This is a genomic window from Streptomyces marianii, assembly GCF_005795905.1.
Classification (GTDB): Bacteria; Actinomycetota; Actinomycetes; order Streptomycetales; family Streptomycetaceae; genus Streptomyces; species Streptomyces marianii.
On record NZ_VAWE01000001.1, the window covers coordinates 5,568,123 to 5,590,615 of the forward strand.

The following is a 22,493-nucleotide window of genomic DNA, read 5'->3' on the forward strand; positions in this document are numbered from 1 at the left end:
CCGGTCCGAAGAGCGCTCCGGCGGGTGCGTGCCGGGCGGACTGCTCCTCGCCCCGCTCGCCACGGGCTGGTCGTGCTGCGGTGTGTGACGAAGGCCACGCGGAGGGGCGCTTCCTGCACGCGCCCGCGTACTTCGTCCCGCTGCGCGGAGGCGGGCCGGTGCGGACCTCGGTCCCGCACGTCGGCGGGCTGCCGCGGCGGGTGGCGGAGAGCGAGCAGTTCCGCTTCCTGCTCACGCTGACCTTGGGCGTGATCCGCACGAAGCGCTCTCGCTCCGGCAGCGTGAAGGCCGGCCGGAGCGGGAGCGCTTCGGGGTCACCGTCAGCGGGGACAGCCAGTGGGCGTGGCTGGACGACCCCGAGGGGCCGTACGCCTGGACCCTCGGCGCGCCCGGGCCCGACCGGTGACCGACGTCAGCCCCGGCGGATGGTGATCGTCGTCCAGGCGCCCACGTGCACCCGGTCGCCGTCCCGCAGGGGGACGGGGACGTAGGGCTGTATGGGGTCCTCGGCGCCGTTCACCGTCGTGCCGTTCGTGGAGTTCTGGTCGACGACGGCCCAGGAGCCGTCGGGCTGCTGCACCAGCACGGCGTGCTGGTGCGAGACCCCCGGGTCCTCCGGCGGCACCGACAGGTCGATGTCGGGCGACTCGCCGGTGGAGTGCCGGCGGCGGCCGATGGTCACCTCGTCGCCCGAGAGGGCGAGTTGCTGCTCCGGGGAGTACGCGGGCAGGTTCAGCCCGGCGGCCTCGGGGCCGCTGCGCTGCATCATCGCCATGAAGTACTCGCGGTCGGGCGCGATGACCGCGGTCCACCCCGCGGGCTCGTACGGAACCTGCTGCTGCGGGGGTGCCGGGTGCTGCGCGGAGTGGTGCGGAGCGTGCTGCTGCGAGGGCGGGGAGATCATCCAGTCGTCACCGCCGCCCTGCGTCGGCTGCGGCGGGGCCGGAACGGCCTGCGGGAAGCCGGGAGGCGCGGGCGGACCGGCCGGGAACCCCTGCTGCTGCGGGGCCGGCCTGCTGAACTCGGGCGGACCCGGGGGCCGGTGCTGTCCGGGCGACTCGGAGACGTCCGAGAAGCCGGACTGGCCCGGCTGGGGGAACGGCGGCGGGGCCGGCGGTCCGGCCTGCGGAGGCCGGGGCGCCGGGGGCTCGCCGCCGATCGGTTCGGCGGGCCGGTTCATCTGCGAGGGCCGCGAGCCCTGGTAGTCGAACGGGTCCGGGTGCGGCGGCTGCTGGGCCTGGAAGCCGGGCGGCAGATTCAGACCGGGCGGCGGTCCGCCGGGTCCTCCCGGACCGCCGGGTGTCCCTCGGAGGGGCGGGGTCACGGGGGTGTACGACGTCGCCGTGTTCGTGAGGAAGTTCCAGCGGCACTCCTCGCAGAAGGGCGCCATCGGCTCGCGGGGCGTACGGCACTGCGGGCACAGCTCCGCCTGGGCCGTTGCGTTCGGGTCGCCGGGCCCCGGGTATCCGTAGCCCGGTGCGGGCGGCGGCGAAGAGGCCGGGGGCGGGGGAGGCGGCGGAACCGCGCCCGCCGGAGCCCCCGCCCCGGCCATGCGGTGGCCGCAGACCTCGCACCAGTCGTCGGAACCCGACTGGTGTCCGTTCGGGCAGGTCGGCATGTCGGCGCTTCCCCCTCTCCTCCGTCCGGCCGGCGAGCCGGACACTTTGTGCTCTTTGTCGTTTCTCGACTGCTGTCGGCTGGTCCGTCTTCGCCGCGTGTCTACTTCTTCACGCGAACTGTCTTCGTGGAGCGCGTTTCGAGTGTCATCTCGTCCGCTTCCGTGACCCTTGCCTTCAGCCGCACAGTACCCGTCGCCGCGTCGACGACGTCCACCACCTTCGCCAGCAGTTTCGCGGTGTCCTCGTTGCCGGAGGCGGCCGCCAGCATGACGGCGCGGCCGAGCTTCGCGGTGGCGTTGTCGAAATCTCCCGACTTGCGAGCATCCAGACCCTGCTGGATGACCTGTGCCAGTTCGGCCTGGCCGGTGTAGTGCGCGACCTGGGGATTGATGGAGGTCGAAGCCGCCATGTCGTCGGTCCACACCGCCCGCACGAGTCCCTGGGCGAGGGGCCGCGGGGTGCCGCCTGCCGGATCCGGAATGATCAGGGAGGCCCGTGCCGCCAGCATCTCCCGGCCCACGCCGGCGTCCGGCACCCGTACGCACACGTGGTAGTCACGGGACTCGCCGCCCCACGAACCCGTCGGATAGTCCCCGGCGCGCGGCCCCGCCTCCGTGCGCCGGCCAGTCAGTTCCTCGACCGTGGGTGCCACCTGCTTGACGAACGCGATCTCCGCGCCGACGGGCGTCCAGAGCCGCAGTGCCACGTCCGCGACCTCCTTGCCCATCGCGTCCTCCATCATCCGCGTGAAGTCGGCGGCGAGCCCCGAGGGGTCCGCGACGATGTCGGCCGTGCCGAGCAGCGCGGAGGCGATGCCGGTGACCTCCTTGACCTCCCAGTCCGTGCCCACGCCGCGTGCGTCGCAGGTGAACCGGCCCGCGCAGGCGTCCAGCGCGGCCCTCAGCTCCTCCGGTGCCTCGTGTTCGTTGCGCCCGTCGGTGAGCAGGATGCCGTGCCGGATGGACACGTCGGCGTCGCCGAGCAGCCGGTCGGCCAGTCGCAACCAGGTGCCGATCGAGGTGCCGCCGCCGGCGCTCAGCCTGCGCAGCGCCTCCTTGGCCTCGGCCCGTGTCGTCGCGTCGGCGGTCGCCAGCCGACCGCCGCCCGGGTACACCTCGGCGGCCACGTGCGTGCCCGCGACCACGGCGAAGGCCGTGCCGTCGCGCAGGGTGTCGATCGCCGCGGCCGTCGCGTCGCGCGCGTTGCGCATCTTCGTGGGCGGATAGTCCATGGAACCCGAACAGTCGACCATCACGACCACGGCGGCGTCCGTCCGCCGCCCGGGTATGGACGAAGGGGAAGCGGAAGCTCCGGCGACGGGAAAGCCACCGCTCGTGCCGCCGCCGGTGGAGGTGACCGTCACGATCGCGTTGACCTCGCGCCCGCCCTCGGGCAGGAACTCGTTCTGGTACACCTCGACGGAGAACCGCGGCACGTTCGACTTGGAGAAATTGGCCATCTGAACTGGCTCCTCGAGGCTCAGCTGGGCAGACAGACACGACGAAAGGGTGCCGAACGGACGCAGGGGCGAGGGGATATGGCCTCGTTCAGGCCGATCCTGCCCCCTGGCGCGGCACGGCGAACGGGAGCACGGCCACTGTTACGTTGTCGTGGCCCCCGCCGTCGAGCGCATGACCGACGAGGACCTGCGCCCCGTGGAGCGGACGGCCCGCCGCGTCGGGCGGCAGGACCTGCGCCATCTCCTCCGGCGCCTCCGCGTAGTTCCACAGCCCGTCCGTGCAGACCACCACCACACCGGGGCGGTCCGGCTTGAACGCGGCGGTGTGTGGTTCCAGTTCGTAGGCGTCCGCGCCGAGCCACCCGGTGATCGCGTGCGCGCGCTCGTCCGCGTACGCCTCGGCCTCGCTCATCAGACCCGCGGAGACCATCTGGGCCGCCCAGGAGTCGTCCTCGGTGAGCCGGGCGGGCGGGCCGCTGCGGTCGTCGGGGACCCAGTACGCCCGGCTGTCGCCGACCCAGCCGACCACGAGCAGTTCGCCGACGACGACGGCGCCCACCAGCGTGCAGGCGGGAGCGTTCTGATGGCGGTGCGGGTCGTGCTCCATGGCCGCGCCGGGTTCCGCCGCCAGGGAGTTGACCGCGGAGGCGGCGGCCAGGATCGCCTCGTGCATGGCCTGCTGCGGATGCGTGCCCCGGGGCAGCGAGGCCAGCAGGTGATCGTTGGCGGAACCCGCCGCGGCCGAGGACGCGTCGTCGGGCCGGGTGGCCGAGGACACGCCGTCGCAGACGATCGCGATCACGGCCGGGGAGCCGTCGGGCATGGCCGTGGACGACACCGCGAACGAGTCCTCGTTGCGGTGGTGCCGCAGCCCCCGGTCGCTGACCGCTGCCACCGAACCCAGCTCCTGCTCCATGTGGTCGCGCTCGCGAGGCTGGGCGTGCCCGCAGTTCTCGCAGTAGCCGTCGTGGTCCACATGACCGGCACGGCACGCGACACAGAGCTTCGCGCCGGGCGGGGGCGCGGCGGAGTGCCCGCCACAGTGCCCGGCGGCGCGGGGATCGGGCGCGGCCAGCTCGAAGTCCCCGGAGCCGGAGCCGGAGCCGGAGCCGTAGCTGTGTGGTGCGGGGCCGGGATCGGCGGCCGGGGACGCCCCGGAGGCGGCGGAGGCCGCTCCGCCCGGCGCGGCCGGCCCGAACCGCGCGGCCGTGCCGGCTCCCTGCACGGCCGGGCGTGCCGTGGCTGCGGCAGGTGCGATGTCCGAGCCGTCGAAGCGGACCGGCGTCGCGGGCAGTTCACGGCCGCCCGAGTCCGTGCCCGGCACCTCACCGGGCTGCTGCAGCGTCCCCGGACGGCCGGAGCCGTCGGCCCCGGGAGCCTCGGGCCAGTGCACGTGCGCACCCGCCGCGACCGCGGGGCCGTCCCGCGGCGGCTCGGGTACGGCCGACAGGTCGTACCCGCACGCTCCGCAGAACAGATCGCCGGATTCGAGTGGTTCCTCGCATCCAGGGCACTTCGACCAGGCCGCCTGCTGGGGCATCTGCGGCGTCATTCGCTCTCACCTCGCCTTGATGTGCCGGGCGCGCCTCGGTCCTTCCGCCGGAGGTCCGGGGACCTGTCCCCGCGACAGCACAGCATCACACCCACGTCCGGGGGCGGTAGCGGTTGGCCCGCTCCACCAGTTCGATGCGCTCCTCGCCGTTCGTCGCGAGCCGGGCGAGCACCCGGAACGAGCGTTCAAGGCCGAACCGCAGTCCGCGTTCGTCCAGTTCGCTGCCGAGCAGGACAGTTCTCGCCGGCCGGGCGCCGGCACTGCCGGAGAGTACCCAGTCCAGCGCCGTACCCAGAACCTCCGCCGACAGGCGCTCGCGGCGCAGGGCGTCCAGTCCGAGCCGTTCGAGTGCGGTGACCTGGTCGGCGGCGGCCGTGAGGTCGTCGATGAGCGGGTCCCGCACGGCGCGCCGCCGCAGCCGTGCCCGTACCGCGGCGACCCGGGCGGCCGTGTAGTGGATGGACGCCTCCGGGACGGAGTCCAGCGTGCGGACGGCCGCGGCGCGGTCGCCGGCCGCGAGCTGCACCCTGGCGAGGCCGAACGCGGAGCTCACATGGCTCGGATCGGTGGCCCACACCAGGCGGTAGTACTCCGCGGCGTTGTCCAGCTGGCCCAGCACCTCGGCGCAGACGGCGAGCGCCAGCTTGGGGGCGGCCTCGCCGGGGAACGCGTCGTAGACCGCGTCGAAGGACAGTGCGGCCGTCTCGTCGTCGCCGGTGACGAGCGAGGCGACGCCCCGGTACCAGACGACCCGCCAGTCGTCGGGGTGCCGCGCCTCGAGATCGGCCAGCGAGCTCGTCGCGGAGGTGAGCTCGCCCGTCTCCAGCCGTGCCCGGATCTCGCGCAGCCGCAGTTCCGGGGAGCTCGTGGGCGCGCCGTGCAGCGCGGCGATCAGTTCGGCCGGCGCGGAGGCCATCAGACCGGCGAGGAGTCCCGCGTTGGGGTCGTTGGGGTCGACGCGGGGGACCGGCAGCGCCAGTGCGGTCGCGCGGACGTCGAGGTCCGCGAGGTGCGGCCGCGGGGCGGCCGCCCGCTCCCCGGACCGTGCGGACGGTGCCGCCTGCGGGGGGACGCCGGCCGGGGCGGGCGCGTGAGGACGCGGGCCGACCGGGCCCGCGCGCCCGGGGAGGCCCGCCGCTGCCGCGCCCACGGCACCCGGTACGGCGGCGTACGGACGGGTCCCCGTCGCCTGGACGGGGAGCTGTCCGGGAGTCACCGCGCCGAAGGGCCCGGGCACCTGCGGGGCGTTGGCCGCGGATGGTGTGCCGCGGCGGCGGGGAGGCCGCCGGGCGCCCAGCGCCGAGACCTCGCCGTGGAGTTCGGCGAACAGCTCCGTGTCCGTGACGCGCAGCTCCGGGCCGAACAAGGTCGACAGCGACGGGCGCGGCCGGCCCGTCTGGAGCGCCACGACCTCTCTGAGCACGCCCGTCAGCTGGTCCGCCATCTCCTGTGCGGAGGCGAACCGGCGGGCCGGGTCGGGGTCGGTCGCGCGGACCAGGAGCCGGTAGAACGACTCGTACGTCCGGAACACCTCGATGTTGTCCGGGTCCGGGAGGGAGTCCACGAACACGTTCGTGTAGCCCTGGAAGTCGAACGTCAACACCGCGAGGGTGCGCGCCACCGTATAGAGGTCCGACGCGACGGACGGTCCGGACTCGGCGACCTCCGGCGCCTGGTAGCCGACCGTGCCGTAGATCGCCGACTCGTCGTCGTCCATCCGCCGCACTGCGCCCATGTCGATCAGCTTGAGCTGGTCCTCCGTCTGGATGGCGTTGTCGACCTTGAAGTCGCAGTACAGCAGGTTCCGGCTGTGCAGGTGCCCGAGCGCCTCCAGCGCCTCGATGCCGTAGGCGCACGCCTGCTCGACCGGCAGCGGGTCGCGCCTTCCGTCGGGTGCGCGCCTTTCGTTGGCGATCTCCTTGAGGGACTTGCCGCCGACGTACTCCATGACGATGTAGCCGTCCATGGAGCCGGTCCGCTGGTCAAGGTGCTCGACGAAGTTGTAGATGCGGACGATGTTGGAGTGCTCGATCTCCGCGAGGAACCGGCGTTCCGAGATCGCCGCCGCCATCGCGTCCTGGTCGCCCGTGTCCAGCAGGCCCTTGAGGACGACCCAGCGGTCGGACACCGCCCGGTCGGCGGCGAGGTAGATCCAGCCGAGGCCGCCGTGCGCCAGACAGCCCATCACCTCGTACTGCCCGTGCACGACGTCCCCCTCGCGCAGCTTCGGCACGAACGAGTAGGGGTGGCCGCACTTGGTGCAGAAGCCCTCCGTACGGCCCGCGCGGTCGCCGCGGGCGCGGCCCACCGGCGATCCGCAGTCGCTGCGGCTGCAGAATCGCTTCCGCTCGGGGACCTCGGGCTCCGCCATGACCGCGGAACGCGGGTCCGGGCGGGGTACGTCGGGGACCGAGACCAGCCCGGCTCCGAGCCGGTTGCGGCCCGAGGAGGAGGCCGAGGACCCAGAGCTGCGGACCGACACCGAGCGGCCCGAGCCGCGGCCCGACAGCGAACGGGACAGCCGGCCCGAGACCGACCGCCGTGACGTCGAGGAGCGCGACGACCGGGACGACCGGGAACCCGACGCCGAACTCCCGTGCTCCGAGGACCTGTACCCGCTCCGGCCGCTGCCGCCGCTCCGCCCGCCTCCCGTGATGCCGGTGGGGGGAGACGACAGCGCGCCGTTCCTCGCGACGACCGGGGCGAGTCCGCAGGTGTCGCAGTACAGCTCGCCGTCGCCGACGTCCTCGTACGCGCCCTCGCAGCCCGGGCGCTGGCATGTGCCCACCGCGGTGCCGGAGCCCCCGCCGCTCGGGTTCGGCGGTGTGCCGCCCCGCCCGGCCTCGGGGGCGAGTCCGCAGGTGTCGCAGTACAGCTCGCCGTCGCCGACGTCCTCGTACGCGCCCTCGCAGCCCGGGCGGCTGCACTTCGTCAGATCACTCACGGCTCCCCCTGCCTGCTCGCCGGCCCCGTCGCCGGTGCCGCGGACGGGGTCCGCCGGGCGCCGGTGACCTGTGCGCGGATGCGGATCACGATTCCCCCTGCCGGCCGACGCCGTCCACGGGGCCCGGCTGCCGGGGCACCAGGACCTCGGACGCGGCCTGCTGGTAGCGCAGGACCGCGTGCTCGGCGGCGCGCAGATCGCACGGAGCGCTCCACAGCATCCGGCGCGCCGCGTCGTACCGCTCGATCAGCAGCGGGTCCTCGGCCATGCCGTGCCGCGCGACCTTCGCCTTGTACGCGTCGAGCCGGCCGCGCAGCTCCGCACGGACCGCCAGCGGAGCCGTCACGGCGGTCAACGACTCGCGTGCCCGCATCAGTTCGTCCTCGGCCTCCCGCTCCAGGGACTCCAGCAGCGGGGACAGCCGGTGCCACTGGGCGTGCCTGCGGTACTCCGCGGCGGTGGCCAGTCGCTCCTGCAGCACGGTCGGCGGGCCGCTGACCGCGGGGACCTCGGACGCTGCGATCTTGGCCAGCACCTCCCCCCGTGCGGCACGCGCCTCAGTGAGCGTGCGGTCCGCGCGCGAGAGCACGTCCCGCAGCCGCAGCAGCCGGGTCTCCGAGTCCTGCCGCACCGCGAGGACCGCCTCGATCTCACGCCGGACGTCCTCCAGCGAACGCGCGGCGCGGTCGTAGCGTCCCGTCTCGGGCCGGCCGCCGCCCGGTGCCGAACTCGCCGTCGCCGGCGACCAGAACGCCAGCGGGTCCGACACGACCTGAGCCCGGAGCGCGGACAGTTCGTGGGTGATCGACTCCAGCTCGTCGCCCGACGGGTGCTCGCCCGGCCGCACGCCCACGGAGTGCGCCAGCGAACGAGTGCGCTGCAACTCCGCGGCGAGCAGGTCGATCCGCGCGGGCAGGGCCGACCAGACCGTGTCGGCGGCCACCACCACGTCCAGGGAGCGGGCGTACAGCGTGTTCATCCGGCTGACGAGGCCCTCCAGCGTGAAGCGCTCGGAGAGCTTGGCCGGGCCGGTCACCGAGGGCGCGGGATGGGCCGCGGAGCTCGCGACGGTGACGCTGGGGCCGCGCAACCGGTCCGTGAGCGCCACCAGGTCGTCCCGGCTCGGCCAGCGGCGCCGCGCCCGCAGTTCACGTGCCGAGCGCAGCGCCCCCGCGTACGCGTCGAAGTAGCCCCACAAGAGGGTGATCGCCTGCTCGGTGGAGGCCCAGCGGTCCTTGGTGACACCCGTCAGCTCCGCGCCCTCCAGGAGCCTGCGGCCCGCATGGTCCTGGAGGGCGAGGAGCGAGGTCTCGATCGCCTCGTGCTCCTCCCCGAGCCGCGCCAGCGCACGGTCCACCTCGTCCCGGTCCATTACCGGCCCGGGGGGTCCCGCGACGCCCATTGATCACCTCTCCGCTCGTGTACTCGAAACCCACCGCCGGACGTCCCGGCCGGCCCGACTTCTTCACCGCCGGGCGGCCCGTCCGCCGGCTGCCTTCCCAACGGTCTCAGTCGTCCCGGTACTTCGGCGCCGGGGGACCCGGTATCCCGGGCAGGTCCTTCTCCAGCCACTTGGCGTACGCCTGCATCCAGGGGCCCGCCCGGTACTGCTCCAAGACCCTGTTGACCCTGCGGACCAGGTCGTCCCTGCCCAGTCTGGCGGCCACGCCGTAGTACTCGGTGGTGAAGGGCCTGTCGCCTTTGAGTTCGACGGATGGATCCTGTGCGGCCTGGCCCGCGGCGAGGGCCGCGTCCGTCACCACCGCGTCCACCTCGCCGAGCTGGAGCCGGACCAGGCAGTCCAGTTGGTTGGGGACCGTGAGCCTGTCCCGGTCACCGGGGCCCTCGTCGTCCTCGTCCTGGAAGACCGCTCCGTGCGGGTCCTTCTCCAGCGCGTCGTACGCCGTCGAGCCCTCGGCCGAGCACACCCGCCGGCCCTTGAGGGACCCGTCGAAGCCGGTGATCGCCGACTGCCGGGGGGCGAGCACCTGCTGGCCGGTCTGGAAGTAGGCCGTGGAGAACGCGACCTGCTTGATCCGGGCGCAGTTGATCGTCATCGTCCGTACGACGAGGTCCACCGTGCCGTTGTTGAGCGCCGTGATCCGCTGGTTGGTCGGGACCGCCCTGAAGATGATCTTCTCGGGGTCGCCCAGGATGTCCCGTGCGATCGCCCGGGCCAGATCGATGTCGAAGCCCTCCAGCCGGCCGTCCGCCCGTCGGTAGCCCCAGCGGTAGCTGTTCTGGTCGACGCCGACGATCAGCCTGCCGCGCTGCTTGATCTCCCCGATCGCCGGGCCGTCCGCCGAGGACGGCCGCAGGGACGCCTCCGGGCTCGTGCAGTCGTCCGCCATCGCGGGCGGTACCGCCGCCGGATCGGCACCCGGGGTCACCCCGGCCGGCGGTCCTCCGTGTGAGAGCGGGACCAGGGTGAGGGCGGCGGACAGCGCACAGGCCGCCGCCATCCCGGCGACGCCGCCCCAGCCGCGCAGCCGGCCGGCGAGGCGTACCCGCCGGAGCGGAAGGCGCTGCCGGGCGTCCGCGGCGGTCCCGGCCCGCGGTGTCACGTCCGGTGCCCCGTCCGGCATCGAGTCGGCCATCCCTCCCCCTCTCACCGGTACTCCGAAAGCCTGCGGCCGATGCCCAGGACGGCGCCGGCCGCCGCGAGGACGGCCAGTACGGCCGCGCCGACCGGCAGTCCGGCCAGCGCCCCCCGGCCGCTCTCGGCGGACTCGGTGAACTCGGCCTGCTCGTGGGCCAGCGCCTTCTCCAGCGCGGCGTCCACGCGGTCGAAGCACTGGCCCGTGGAGCCCTCGCTGCCGATCACCTTGGCCAGCGCGCCGTCGTAGTCGCCCGCCCTGTCCGTCTCACCGGCGTCCTTGTGCCGGTTCTTCCACTCCGACGCCGCCGAGACCGCGTCGGCGACCGGCGTACGGCCCGCGCCGTCGTCGGCGAGCCGCCCGGCGCTGCCGAGAGAGGCGGTGAGTCTGCTCATGCCCGCGGTGTAGTCCGTCTCGTACTTGTCGCTCTTGCCGTCCGCGGTGAGCACCGCACCGCGGGCGACGAGGGTCAGGTTCTCGTTGGCCCGGGCCTTCAGGCTGCTGATCCGGGCGTCGTTGAGGACCTTCAGCGACTCCTGCCCCCTGGCACGGGCCTCGTCGAGCCCCGCCCTGGCTACGCCGTGCCCGACGCCGAGCCAGAGCAGCACCACCGTGGACGCGGCGGTGGCAGCGAGCAGCCCGTGGTTGAACACCCGGTTCGTACGCCGGTAATTGCGGCGCTGTGCCCAGAACAGCCCGCCGAGCGCCACCACCCCCAGCCCCAGCGACGGGAAGGGCCACGTCCGGGCGTCGCCGTGGTCGTCGTCGAGCCGGGCCGTCTCCTCCTCGTACAGCTTCTGTGCCGCCGGCAGCAGTTCGGTGGTCATCAGCTGGTTCGCGTAGCGCAGATACGCGCCGCCGAGGGGGAGGCCCTGGCGGTTGTTGGCCCGGGCCCGCTCGACGAGTCCCGTGTAGCGGGGGAGTTGTTCGTTGAGCGTGGCGATCCAGCGGCGCGAGTCCGTCGAACCGTCCGTGTTCCCGGCGGCCTTCACCAACAGCCGCGAGGCGCTGGCGATGTCCGCGCGATAGCGCTCCCGCATCGCCTCGGGTTCCTGCGCCCCGGCCAGGAAGCCGCTCGCGGCGGCCGTGTCCGCGTCGGCGAGCGAGCGGTAGATGCTCGCCGCGTCCGCGCTGAGCGGCTGGCTGCGGTTGACCACGGCGTCGGCCGACGAGGCGCGGTCGGCGATCTCGAGGGCCGTCACGGCGCCGAACGCCACGACCAGCGCGGCCAGTACGGCGCCGATGATCCGCAACCGGCCCGGCTCCGTCGTCGCGGCGGCGCGCAACCGCGCCGTCGTCTCCGCCCAGGCGCTGCGGCGCGCGGGCGGCCCCGGCGGCGGTGCCGACCGGTCGGCGGAGGGGCCCGACCCCGGGCCGGGCAGCGGTCCCGGTTGCGCCGGGACGTGTGGCACCGTTGGCGCGGGCGGGCCTGCCGCGCTCGGCATGTGTGTCACTTGACCTCCCCCTCGGTCACTGACGGGGTCCCACCTCCCGCGGACGGGGGACGGCTTCCGGCCAGAAGTATGGCCGCGGGGGCGGACATTCCACACCCAGGATTCACTGGATCTTGTGTCATCCCGCGTGCCGCGTCAATGCCGCCCCCCGTTCAGCTCCTCCCATGAATACGCCGACGGTGGCGGATCGGTTCCGCCCGGTGGACCGGTCGCGTCGGCGCGCGCGGCGTGTGAACCGCGTGCGCCCCTGCCTCCGCGGGCCGCCGGCGCAGCCCCCGCTCGTGGCCGGACGTCCACTCCCGGCAGCACGCCCGAGCTCACTCATGTGCGGTCATCCGACAGCGGCTCACACCCCCTCGTACCGTGACCGCAGCCGGGCCCGTGCCGTGGACGGTGCGCCGAGGTGGTCGAGTCCCAGCAGCGCCGCGCCGAGGACGGGCGGTGCGGTCACCACGGAGAGGACGGCCCTCGGGGCCCGGACGGCGAGCGACTCCGCGATCCCGCTGTCGAGCCGGGGGTGCCGCGCCGCCAGCACGCCGCCGCCGAGCACCACGGGGGCCTCCTCGTCCAGCAGCCCGAGCCGGCCGAGCGCCACCGTGGCCATCAGGGCGACCTCGTGGGCGAGCCGGTCGACGATCGCGCAGGCGACGGCGTCGCCTGCGGCCGCCGTCGAGAACAGGACCGGGGCGAGCTCGTGCCGCCGGCCGGCCGCGACCCGCCCGAGATGCAGTGCCTCGATGAGCGCGTACATCGACGGCAGTCCGAAGTGCCCGGGGAGGGTCCGGGCGAGCTCGGTCGGCTCGCCGCGCCCGTCCTCGGCCCGCGCGGCGAACCACAGGGCCTCCTCCGCGAGGCCCGCGCCCCCTCCCCAGTCCCCCGAGATCCGGCCGACGGCCGGGAAACGCGCGGTGCGTCCGTCCGGCACCGCGCCCACGCAGTTGATGCCGGCACCGCAGACGACGGCGACGCCCCTGGGCTCGTCGACCCCGGCCCGCAGGATCGCGAAGGTGTCGTTGCGGACCTCGCTCGTCCCGCCCCAGCCGCGGGCCCGTACCGCCGCCGTCAACTCGGCCTCCTCGACGCGGAGATCGGCGTTGGCCAGACAGGCGGAGACATGGGCGACGGACCGGAGCCCGGCGCCGGCGAGGGCCTGCCGCACCGTGCGGTCCAGTTCGTCCAGTGCCGCCGCGACCCCCACCCGCGGCGGCTGGAACCCGCCGCCGCGGGCCGTTGCCAGGACCGAACCTCGCGCGTCGACCACCGCCACGTCCGTCTTGCTGTTGCCGGCGTCGACGGCGAGGACGGTGGCCGCGGGACCGCTCGCCGCGGAGCCGCCCGTGGCCCGGTCGTGCGCGCCCGGGTCGTTCACGCCCACGGAAGGTGCTCCCGGTTGTGGGCGACCAGCCGGTCGGTGAGCGCCTCGGCGTACTCGTACTGGCCGATCAGGGGGTGGGCCAGCATCGCCTTGAAGACCCGGTCGCGGCCGCCGCACAGCGCCGCCTGAAGTGCGAGCTCCTCGTAGGCCGTGACGTTCGCGATCAGTCCGCCGTACAGCGGGTCGACGTCCGGTAGCGGTAGCGGCGCCGCACCCTTGGTGCCGACGGCGGCCTGCACCTCGACGACGGCGTCGTCGGGGAGGAACGGCAGGGTGCCGTTGTTGTACGTGTTGACCACCTGGTAGGGGCTGCCCGTTCCCCCGAGGAGAGACGCGACGAGGTCGACGGCGGCCTCCGAGTAGTAGGCCCCTCCCCGCTGGGCGAGCAGTGCGGGCTTCTCGTCCAACGAGGGGTCGCCGTACATCTCCAGCAGTCGCTGCTCCATCGCCGCGACCTCCGCGGCCCGGGAGGGCCTGGTCCGCATCTCCCCGACGACCGCGTCGTGCGCGTAGAAGTAGCGCAGGTAGTACGACGGGACCACGCCGAGGCGGTCCAGGATCTGCCGGGGGAGCCGCAGGTCCCGGGCGATGGTGTCGCCGTGCTCGGCGAGCAGCCGCGGCAGGATGTTCTCGCCCCCCGGACCGCCCAGCCGCACACCCGCTTCCCAGGTCAGGTGGTTGAGGCCCACATGGTCCAGGTGCACATCGCCCGGGGAGGCGGCCAGCAGCGCGGCGAACTTCCGCTGCAGGCCGATCGCCACGTTGCACAGCCCGACCGCCCGGTGGCCGGCCCGGAGGAGGGCGCGGGTCACGATCCCGACCGGGTTGGTGAAGTCGACGATCCATGCGCCGGGGGCGGCGCGCCGCACCCGTTCGGCGATGTCCAGCACCACCGGGACGGTGCGCAGCGCCTTGGCCAGGCCGCCGGCGCCGGTCGTCTCCTGCCCGACGCAGCCGCACTCCAGCGGCCAGGTCTCGTCCTCCTCCCGCGCGGCCTGGCCGCCGACGCGCAGCTGCAGCAGCACCGCGTCGGCGCCCGCCACACCCGCGTCCAGGTCCGCGGTGGTCGTGATGGTCCCCGGGTGGCCCTGCCGGGCGAAGATCCGCCGGGCGAGGCCGCCGACCAGCTCCAGCCGTCCGGCGGCCGGGTCGACCAGCACCAGCTCGCCGATCGGCAGGGTCTCCCTCAGCCGGGCGAATCCGTCGACCAGTTCGGGTGTGTAGGTGGACCCGCCGCCCACGACCGCGATCTTCGCGCGCCGGGGGTTCGGGGGGCGTCCCCCGCTGGATTGCCGCATGTGTGTCAGCCCTTCACTACGGTCGGTGTGACTCCCTCGACGAACGCCTTCCGTACGAGTCCGTACCAGGAGGAGCACAGCGATCAACGGCGCCGTGATCATCACGGTCGCGGCCCTCGTCAGGTTCCGGCCCGTCTGGTGCGCCCTCGGCGGACTCCGGCCCGGAGGAGGGCGTCCGGGCGGTGGGGTCCTCCGAGGCCCGGATCTGCGGGCCGAAGCGGTCGTTCCAGCAGGAGAAGAAGTGGAACGGCGCCACCGCGGCGATCGCCGGCCTCGCCATCGGCGGCACGATCCGCACCATTGTGCAGGCGAGGCGAGGCGAGGCGAGGCGAGGCGGTCGCGGCAGGGGCCACGGCCGCGGAGCGGCGTCGGTCGCGAGTTCCGGAGACGGCCCGGTGTCCGGGGCGCGGCGCCGGGCGTCACGGCCCGTCGGTCGCCCCGCCCGGAGTGGCCGACCCGAGGGACTCCATGGTCCAGCGCTGGTCGCTCCGGTCGTCCATGGTGCGGAGTGCCAGAGGGATCGGGCTCTCCACCCATTCCGGATCGGGGACGAGCGCGACCGTCGGGGCGGACTTCGGCCGGATCGTGCCCGCGGGTTCGACGAGGAAGGCCATCTTGTTCAGCTTCTCCGGGTTGTCCGAGGAGCACGGGCGGATGCCGACCCCCTCTCCGTCCCCGTCCGCCTTCAGGCAGAACGTGGGGTCGTCGCGGTTGTGAAGCCGTCCCTGCGCGTCCAGGGCCCACCGCTGAGTGAGGGCCTGGGTGCACGGGGCCGCCACCGCGCCGCCGCGCTTGGTGAGCACCCCGTCCTCGATGTCCATGCACAGCCCGCTGCCCTTGTGCACGATCCGTCCGTAGACGAGATCGCCGGGAGGAAGCGTGCTCCCCGCCCCCGGCTGTGTGGGGCCGGTCGCCGCGTTGCTCGGGGCCGCCGAAGCGGAGGGGCGGCCCTCTGCCCGGCCGCGGTCGGCGCCCGTCTCCTCCCCGGAGTGGCGCGCGGCGACGAGCAGGAGGGGAACCGAGACGGCGGCCACCGCGGCCACGGCACCGGCGATGCGCACCCCGCGCCTCGGCGGGCGCAGTGCGTGGGCGGCACCGCCTGCCGAGCCCCGGTGTTCCCCCGCGCCCCCGAACTCCGCCCCGCCGCTGGGTAGCGGTCCGGGTTCCGACGCGTGTCGCCCCTGGGCGACGGCGGACGCGTATGCCGCTCCGTCCCGGTCGAGCAGCCCGTCGGCCAGCGCCGTGCGGAGGTCGTCGGAGAGCAGGATCAGTTGCGTCAGCAGTCCCTCGCACGCGAGGCACGTGTCGAGGTGAAGGGCGAGGTCGCCGCAGTGCGGACGGTCGTTCGCGACCGCCGCGGCCTCGACGAGGCGCCGGAAGCCGCTGCAGCGGGTGTCCCCGGCACTCTCCGCATGCGCCTGGAGGAAGGCGTCGTGCAGGGACTCCCGGGCCTTGGCCCGGAGGGCCGGGACGACGTCCGGTGCCACCCCGACGTAGGTCGCGACCCTCTCGTCCGGCTCCTGGTCCACGAGCGAGTACCACAGGACGCCCCTGGCGGCCTCGGGCAGGGCGAAGAAGCCGTTGCGGAGCGCCTGCTTCTCCCCCGACTCCGCCGGTGTGCCGTCAGGTCGTCCGCCTTCGCCCTCGCCGTGTTCGTCCGCCCAGGTGAGGAAGGAGGGCCTGAGCAGGGCTCTTCTGCCGGTCCGGGCCCAGCTTCGGGCTGTGTGGTGCACGTGCGTCAGGATGAAGTGGCGCCAGGTGCCGAAGGGTTCGATGCCCGAGCGGGCGGCCTCGGCCGCCCGCTGCAGCGCCTCGTGCGCCAGCCGGTCGGCGGCCGTTCGTCCCCGGGTGCACAGCTCCGCGCAGGTGACGGCGTACGCGAGGTGACGCTGCTTCAGCTCGCTTTCGGGCCGGTGGCCGACCGTGCCGCGTGAGCGGATGTGCTCGGCGAGTTGAGTGTCCGTCGGCTCCGCGCGGCCACCGCCCCAGGACACCGTTGTCAAACCGACCTTCTGCACCCTCGGCATCGGGCCCCTCACTTGCTGCGCCGCTCCGCGTCCGGATGTGCTGGGGACGCCGCAGAGGGGCGGTCGTTACGGGGGAACGGTCTGGTCCCGCTCAACGTCTGGACCCCGTACTGCGGTTGGGAGGCCTTAATGATGAAGGACCGGGCTCGCCGGCGGAAGGTGTTCCCACTGGTAAGTTCCGTGCGCGGAGTGGAATGTGGCGTGATGTCCGTGGATCTCGCGGCAGTTGGAGGCTTGCTCGGCCTGCTGGTCCCACCCGTCCCGGGCGCGGCTCGTTCACGTCCTTCCGGGCCTTGACCGCAGGGGACGAAAGGGTGGATCCGCGAACCGCGGCTGCGCCCCGCGCCGCAGAGGGCCGATCGTGACGGTGCCCGCTCACCTTCGACTGGGTCTGACGCGCACCGCCGGTCGGGCGCCGGGCGCGGCACGGCGTGCTCGCAGGCGTCTGCGCACCCAGTCACCGGTTTCCCCGACGAATCCCAGGAGGGCGGCGGAGGCGACACACGCCGTCAGGGAGGCCGGCGGGTCGACGGCCTGGCCCACGAGCCACAGGCCGAGGGCGAACAGCAGCCACCATGCGACGACGGATCCGCCGCGCCGCCACCGGCGGGAGGGGCCGGTCATCGGGCGGTGGCCCGGACGCGCCGGGCGGTGGAGGCCCCCGTCGTGCACCCCGCGACGGCCGACGCGTGGCCGAGGGCCGCGGCAGCCGGGGCGACGGCGCGCGGGGCATGTGCCGGGCGGGGGATCGCGTCGACCGGCGCGACCGCGTACAGGGCCGGGAGATCCCTCCCCCGGGGGCGCGTCGGAGCCAGGCCGGCACGCAGGCGGCGGGGCGCCCGGCCCGTGAGCAGAGCCACGGCCGCGGGCACGGGTGCGAGGGGGAAGGCGGCCAGGCCCGTCCGCTGCCGGATCACAGGTCGTCGGTTCCTCTCCCGGAGAGGACGAAGCCGGCCGTCCTCGGTGGTGGGCACGATACTGCAAGGCCCCGCCGGTCCGGCGGGCCCGATGACCGGGGTGAGGAGCCCTTCTCCACGGAAGCGGTGCCCCACCGGGAGCGGGAGCGTGCCTCGCGGTGCCCGAGCGCCCGCCCTTGGCCGTGGCCCTACTTCGACAGGGGTGCCGGGGGCGAGATCGGGGACGCCGCCACCGACTGCGGCGATGTGGCGGAGGCGTATGCGGACGGGGCCGCCACGCCCGCCGTCGGGTCGCTCGCCTGCTCCCCGTCGGCCTGCTGCGGCAGTCCGCCGACGATCCGGACACCGGCCTCGTCGAACGCGCGCTTGATGCGCCAGCGCAGCTCGCGCTCCACGCTGAGCGCCTTGCCCGGCATCGTCTTCGCGGCGACGGAGACCGTCATCCGGTCGATCAGCACCTCGCTCAGGCCGAGGACCTCGACCGGGCCCCACAGCCGCTCGTTCCACGGCTCTTCCTTGGACATCGCCGTCGCCGCCTCCTCGATGAGCTCGCGCACCCGGCCCAGGTCCTCGGCCGGCCGCACGTTCACCTCAACGGAGGCGGTCGACCAGCCCTGGCTCAGATTGCCGATCCGCTTGACCTCGCCGTTGCGGACGTACCAGATCTCGCCGTTGTCGCCGCGCAGCTTCGTCACGCGCAGGCCGACCTCGATCACCTCGCCCGAGGCGACCCCTGCGTCGACCGTGTCGCCGACGCCGTACTGGTCCTCGAGGATCATGAAGACGCCGGAGAGGAAGTCGGTGACCAGGTTCCGCGCGCCGAAGCCCAAGGCCACGCCCGCGACACCGGCGGAGGCGAGCAGCGGGGCCAGATTGATGTTGAGAGCGCCGAGGATCATCAGACCCGCCGTGCCGAGGATCACGAACGAGGCGACCGACCGCAGCACCGAACCGATCGCCTCGGACCGCTGTCTGCGCCGCTCGGCGTTGACCAGCAGCCCGCCGAGGGCCGTGCCCTCCATGGCCTGGGCGCTGCGGTTCATCCGTTCGATGAACTTGGTGAGCGCACGGCGGACGGCGGTGCGCAGCATGATCGCGATCACGAGGATGAGCAGGATCCGCAGGCCCACGTTCAACCAGGTGGACCAGTTCTGCTCCACCCATCCGGCGGCTTCGGTGGCCCGGTCCGCGGCCTCGTCGAGACTGACGGGCGGTGCGGACGGATCGACGGCCAGGAACACTGAGGAACCTCCGTGTGTGCGATCGGCGGACCATCCACACTATCGGGGCATACGACGTGCCTCCGGCGTTCTCCGCAAGGGAGAGACGAGCCTCACCCGGGGAACCTCCCGGTGTGGCCGAGCGCACACAGAATCCCTCCGGCCCGTTACAGGTACGTAGTGGCGCTTCGACCAGGCATGAGGAGAGACTGAGTACAGATCGTCCCGGCGCGAGCCACGCGCCGCCGGCGTACAAGGAGGCATCCGTGCCGCATGTCCTGGTCCTCAACGCGTCGTACGAGCCGCTCGGCGTCGTACCGCTCCGCCGCGCGCTCGTCCTCGTCCTCGAGAACAAGGCCGTCTGCCTCGAGGAGTCCGGCGCCTTCATGCACAGCGCGACCCGGGTGATCCCCGCACCCAGCGTGGTCCGGCTCAAGCGTTTCGTCCGGGTCCCCTACCGGGGGCCCGTTCCTCTGACCCGCCGCGCGCTGTTCGCCCGCGACGGGGGCCGCTGCATGTACTGCGGTGGCGTCGCAACCAGCGTCGACCACGTCATTCCGCGCAGTCGCGGCGGTCAGCACGTCTGGGACAACGTGGTGGCGGCGTGCCGCCACTGCAACCACGTCAAGGCCGACCGGCACCTGCGCGAGCTGGGCTGGCGGCTGCGGCACCAGCCCGCCCCGCCGAGCGGCCTCGCCTGGCGCATCATCGGCACCGGGCATAGGGACCCGCGCTGGCTGCCATACCTGCAGCCGTACGGCGCGGACGACGCCATGGCCCGGATCGACGGCATATCCGCCTGAGGATCCGGGCCACTGTCGTGTGCGCGCTCCGGACCGCCCGGGCGCGCGCCCGGGCGGCCCTGACGTCGGCCCGGACGCGCGCCGATCAGGGCGTACCGCCGCCCTGCTCCGACACCGCGTACGCCTCCACCGACCACAGCGAGTAACCGAAGCGGGTCGCCCGCCCGTCGCCCTGGACCCGGACGAAACGGGTTCCCGGCGCGTCCATCCGGACCGACTCCCGGCCGCCCCTGCCGTCGCGTACGGTCGCGGCCGTGCGCCAGGTGCGCCCGTCGGCCGAGACCTGGATGCGGTACCTCGCCGCGTGGGCGTCCTGCCAGTGCAGCACGACCTGGCCCAGCCGGGCCGGCCGGGCCAGCTCCGCCTGCCACCAGGCGCCGTCCTCCGCGGGGGACGACCAGCGGGTGCCGGGGTCCCCGTCGGCCGCCGCGGCGGCAGGGAAGTCCGGCGTCTCGTCCCCCGAGGACGACGCCACCGCCGTGCGGAGCAGATCGGGGCCGCCGGTCGCCGGATAGGCCCGTACGGTCAGCGTGCTCTCCTCCCCGCCGAAGGCGAACGGCACCTGGTACTCGCCCGCGGGCGTCCCCGGGGGGACCGTCACCTCGACGGGCACGGCCGTCCGCCTGCCGCGCGGTGCCCGCACCTCCTTCGGTACGTCCACGGTGATGCCCTTCGGGGCCTTGGCGGTGAGCGCGCCGCGCACCTCGTCCGGCCGCTGGGGGGCGACGAACGCCTCGGTGCGCTGCGGTCCGCCGCCGATCGGCGCGTCCAGCTCGTCCCGGCCGAGGGCCAGCCGGGCCCGGGGCTCGTCGGCGAACCACGGCACGAGCGCGTGTACCGCGGGCGCCTGTGGTCCCCCGGTGATCCGGAGGGCGTCCGCGCGCAGCCCCCCGGGTCGGCTCTGGGTCCAGCCGGACGGGGCGAGCCCGCCGAGCGGCCGCCAGCCCTGGCCCGGCACGTGCGCCTCCAGCGTGCCCGCGACGCCGTCCGCGCCCGGTTCGGTCATCGCCGTCACGGCTTCCACGGGCCGGGCGCGGTCCAGCCGCACCGTGTACGCGTCGCCGGTGCGTGTCACCGGGCCGGACCGACGGTCCGCGCCCGTCCACACCGCCGACTCCTTCGCCACCCGGGTGAGGAAGGGATCGAGCACGCCCTTGCCGACGGTCACCCCGCCCGCGCCGATCTGCGAGCGCACGGGGGTGAGGGCCAGCGACGCCCGCCAGGCGGCCTCGCCGTCTCCGCGCGCCTGGGCCTGGAGCATGTCGACGGCGAGCTCTCCGGCGGTGCCGTAGCGTGCCAGCTGGTCCAGCCACGGCCCCACCTCGGAGTCCAGCGGGGCCAGCCGCTCCGGGGCCTCCCGCATCACGGTGAAGGCCGACCGGAGCCGGCGTGCCGCCTCGTCCCTGGCCTTGGCGTCGTTCGTGGTCCGCGAGCGCCAGAACTCGGCCAGCAGGGGCTGGAGATAGGCCGATTCGGTGGGGCTGAGGACGGACGAGGAGTGGTTCCCGGCGAGCGCGCCGAGCGCCTCCCTCGCCCGCGGGTCGCCGCCGGCGAGGTCGTCCATCGCCGCGCGCCAGGACTCCTGGGGCCGGTAACCCTTGGGGTTCCAGGCGTAGTCGGCGGCCGTGAACAGCGGGATCCGGGAAGCGGTCGCCTGCTCCATGGCGTTGGCGAGCACCGCGGCCGAACCGGACGCCACGGCCGGCTCGCGTCCCGTGTAGGGCCCGAGGAAGATGCGGCCCTGCGCGTAGTCGTTGACGGGGTAGTTGTCCATCGTGACCATCGGATGCCGGAAGACCTCGCGGGCCCCGGCCAGTTCCCGTCCGGTGATGGTGCGGGGCACGACCCCGACCCCCGTCCAGGCGACCTGGACGCCGGGGCCCAGCCGCGAGGCGAGCGCGGTGCGGTACTCGGTCGCGCCGTCCTGGTAGAACTCCGTCGGCATCACCGTCAGCGGTTCCGCGCCGGGGTGGCGGTCGGCGAGATGCCCGGCGATCTCCCCGGCGAGCCGTGCGTGCGCCCTGGCCGCGGCCTCCGGGCCGGAACCGAAGGCGTCGGGGTCCCGGTCGCAGTGCCACTCGCTGTAGCTGACGTCCTGGAACTGCAGCTGGAAGGCGCGTACCCCGAGCGCCCACATCGCGTCGATCTTGCGCTTGAGCGCTGTCACGTCGTCGTCGGAGGCCAGGCACATCGACTGGGCGGGGGCGACGGCCCAGGCGAGCGTCACATGGTTGCGCCGGGCCCGCTCGGCCAGCTCGCGGAACTCGGCGCGCTGGGCGGCGGGGTACGGGTCGCGCCAGCGGGTCTGCCGGAACGGGTCGTCGCCCGGTGCGTAGAGGTAGCGGTTCTGCTTGGTGCGGCCCATGAAGTCGAGTTGGTCCAGGCGCTGTTGATGGCTCCACGGGCGACCGTAGAAGCCCTCGGTCACTCCGCGTACGGCCGTGCCGGGCCAGTCCCGTACGGTCACACCGGGCACCGCGCGGTCCCCGACGAGTTGCCGCAGCGTCTGAGCCCCGTGGAAGAGCCCGTCCGTCCCCACTCCGTCCACGGCGACGGTGTGGCGTCCGTCCACCCGGCCGGTGCCGATCCGGTAGCCGCCCGCGGGCAGATCGGCGCGTTCCGGCACGCGCAGGGCGCGCAGCGCGTCGAGTGCTCCCGATCCGCCGAGACGGAGCACCGTCCCGCGGCCGGGCAGCTCCGTGTGGACGGTCCGCACCCCCGCGGCGCGCAGCGCCTCGCGCACGGTCTCGACGGCGTGGGGGTCGGCGTCCGGGGCCGCGAGGAGCGTCACGTCCTCACCCAGCGGCACGGCGGGACCCGTGGCCCTGAGCACCTGCGGCCGGGGCCAGACCGGGGGCACCGGTCCGGTGGCCTTCCGGTCGGGGGCGGCCGTGCTGGCGGAGCCCGGTACGTCCGGGGCGGCGGCCGCCCCGGGAGCCGTCCCGAGCAGTCCGCCGATCACGGCGACGGCGACGGCGGTCGCCGTCTGCTTCCTGCGCCCGAACCGCACGTCCGGTCTCCCCTCGACTCCCCGTGCCCCACGGTGCCCCACGAAACGGGTTCGAGCCCACCACCGCTGCGGTGAAGGTGTCAATGCGGCTGACGGTTGTGTCGTATTTGCCCATCGACGCGCGCGAGTCGCGACCGGACGGTTCAACTCCCACGCGTGAAGCAGAATGTGACACGGAACACGTTGACGAGAGGTGTACGTCTGCGGCCGCGCCCACT

General features: G+C 74.1%; 14 protein-coding genes and 1 pseudogene. 1 reads left to right on the forward strand and 14 read right to left on the reverse strand.

Annotated features, from left to right (window positions below):
- Window positions 1–412 precede the first annotated feature (412 nt).
- The 13 genes and pseudogenes from FEF34_RS25290 to FEF34_RS25355 form a co-directional block, all read right to left on the reverse strand.
- On the reverse strand, window positions 413–1,618 hold the full coding sequence (locus tag FEF34_RS25290; protein WP_138055197.1) for an FHA domain-containing protein: 1,206 nt from the start codon (window positions 1,616–1,618) through the stop codon (window positions 413–415).
- A 101-nt stretch (window positions 1,619–1,719) separates the two neighbouring features.
- The gene (locus FEF34_RS25295) at window positions 1,720–3,078 is read right to left on the reverse strand and encodes a vWA domain-containing protein (protein ID WP_138055198.1); all 1,359 of its coding nucleotides are present in this window, start codon (window positions 3,076–3,078) and stop codon (window positions 1,720–1,722) included.
- Window positions 3,079–3,166: 88 nt separating this feature from the next.
- Window positions 3,167–4,630, reverse strand: coding sequence for a protein phosphatase 2C domain-containing protein (locus FEF34_RS25300; RefSeq protein ID WP_138055199.1), 1,464 nt, complete (start codon window positions 4,628–4,630; stop codon window positions 3,167–3,169).
- Between the two features lie 85 nt (window positions 4,631–4,715).
- Window positions 4,716–7,574: a serine/threonine-protein kinase gene (locus tag FEF34_RS25305; protein ID WP_407698306.1), complete on the reverse strand. Its 2,859-nt coding sequence runs from the start codon at window positions 7,572–7,574 to the stop codon at window positions 4,716–4,718.
- 85 nt (window positions 7,575–7,659) lie between these two features.
- Window positions 7,660–8,946, reverse strand: coding sequence for a coiled-coil domain-containing protein (locus FEF34_RS25310; protein ID WP_138055200.1), 1,287 nt, complete (start codon window positions 8,944–8,946; stop codon window positions 7,660–7,662).
- A 136-nt stretch (window positions 8,947–9,082) separates the two neighbouring features.
- Complete coding sequence (locus tag FEF34_RS25315; protein WP_171053082.1) at window positions 9,083–10,171, reverse strand: glutamate ABC transporter substrate-binding protein; 1,089 nt, start codon at window positions 10,169–10,171, stop codon at window positions 9,083–9,085.
- Window positions 10,172–10,182: 11 nt separating this feature from the next.
- Window positions 10,183–11,616: a hypothetical protein gene (locus FEF34_RS25320; protein ID WP_407698357.1), complete on the reverse strand. Its 1,434-nt coding sequence runs from the start codon at window positions 11,614–11,616 to the stop codon at window positions 10,183–10,185.
- Between the two features lie 355 nt (window positions 11,617–11,971).
- Complete coding sequence (locus tag FEF34_RS25325) at window positions 11,972–13,000, reverse strand: N-acetylglucosamine kinase (protein ID WP_138055201.1); 1,029 nt, start codon at window positions 12,998–13,000, stop codon at window positions 11,972–11,974.
- Window positions 12,991–14,298, reverse strand: a complete 1,308-nt coding sequence (locus FEF34_RS25330; protein WP_138055202.1) for a 6-phospho-beta-glucosidase — start codon at window positions 14,296–14,298, stop codon at window positions 12,991–12,993. The genes FEF34_RS25325 and FEF34_RS25330 overlap by 10 nt, the downstream gene beginning before the upstream one ends.
- Before the next feature lie 5 nt (window positions 14,299–14,303).
- Window positions 14,304–14,602: pseudogene (locus tag FEF34_RS43160) on the reverse strand (carbohydrate ABC transporter permease); the annotation flags it as partial.
- A 115-nt stretch (window positions 14,603–14,717) separates the two neighbouring features.
- Window positions 14,718–16,325 (reverse strand): ricin-type beta-trefoil lectin domain protein, encoded by a 1,608-nt coding sequence (locus FEF34_RS25340; protein ID WP_138055203.1) that lies wholly within the window; start codon window positions 16,323–16,325, stop codon window positions 14,718–14,720.
- Window positions 16,326–16,700: 375 nt separating this feature from the next.
- Window positions 16,701–16,949 (reverse strand): hypothetical protein, encoded by a 249-nt coding sequence (locus FEF34_RS25345; RefSeq protein WP_138055204.1) that lies wholly within the window; start codon window positions 16,947–16,949, stop codon window positions 16,701–16,703.
- Between the two features lie 481 nt (window positions 16,950–17,430).
- Window positions 17,431–18,483 (reverse strand): mechanosensitive ion channel family protein, encoded by a 1,053-nt coding sequence (locus FEF34_RS25355; protein WP_138055206.1) that lies wholly within the window; start codon window positions 18,481–18,483, stop codon window positions 17,431–17,433.
- Window positions 18,484–18,728: 245 nt separating this feature from the next.
- Here FEF34_RS25355 and FEF34_RS25360 point away from each other — a divergent pair, with 245 nt between their 5' ends.
- Entirely contained in the window at window positions 18,729–19,265 is a 537-nt protein-coding gene (locus FEF34_RS25360; RefSeq protein ID WP_138055207.1) for an HNH endonuclease, read from the forward strand.
- An 85-nt stretch (window positions 19,266–19,350) separates the two neighbouring features.
- Here the strand turns inward: FEF34_RS25360 and FEF34_RS25365 are convergent, their stop codons facing one another.
- On the reverse strand, window positions 19,351–22,275 hold the full coding sequence (locus FEF34_RS25365) for a beta-N-acetylglucosaminidase domain-containing protein (protein ID WP_138055208.1): 2,925 nt from the start codon (window positions 22,273–22,275) through the stop codon (window positions 19,351–19,353).
- Window positions 22,276–22,493: the final 218 nt, after the last annotated feature.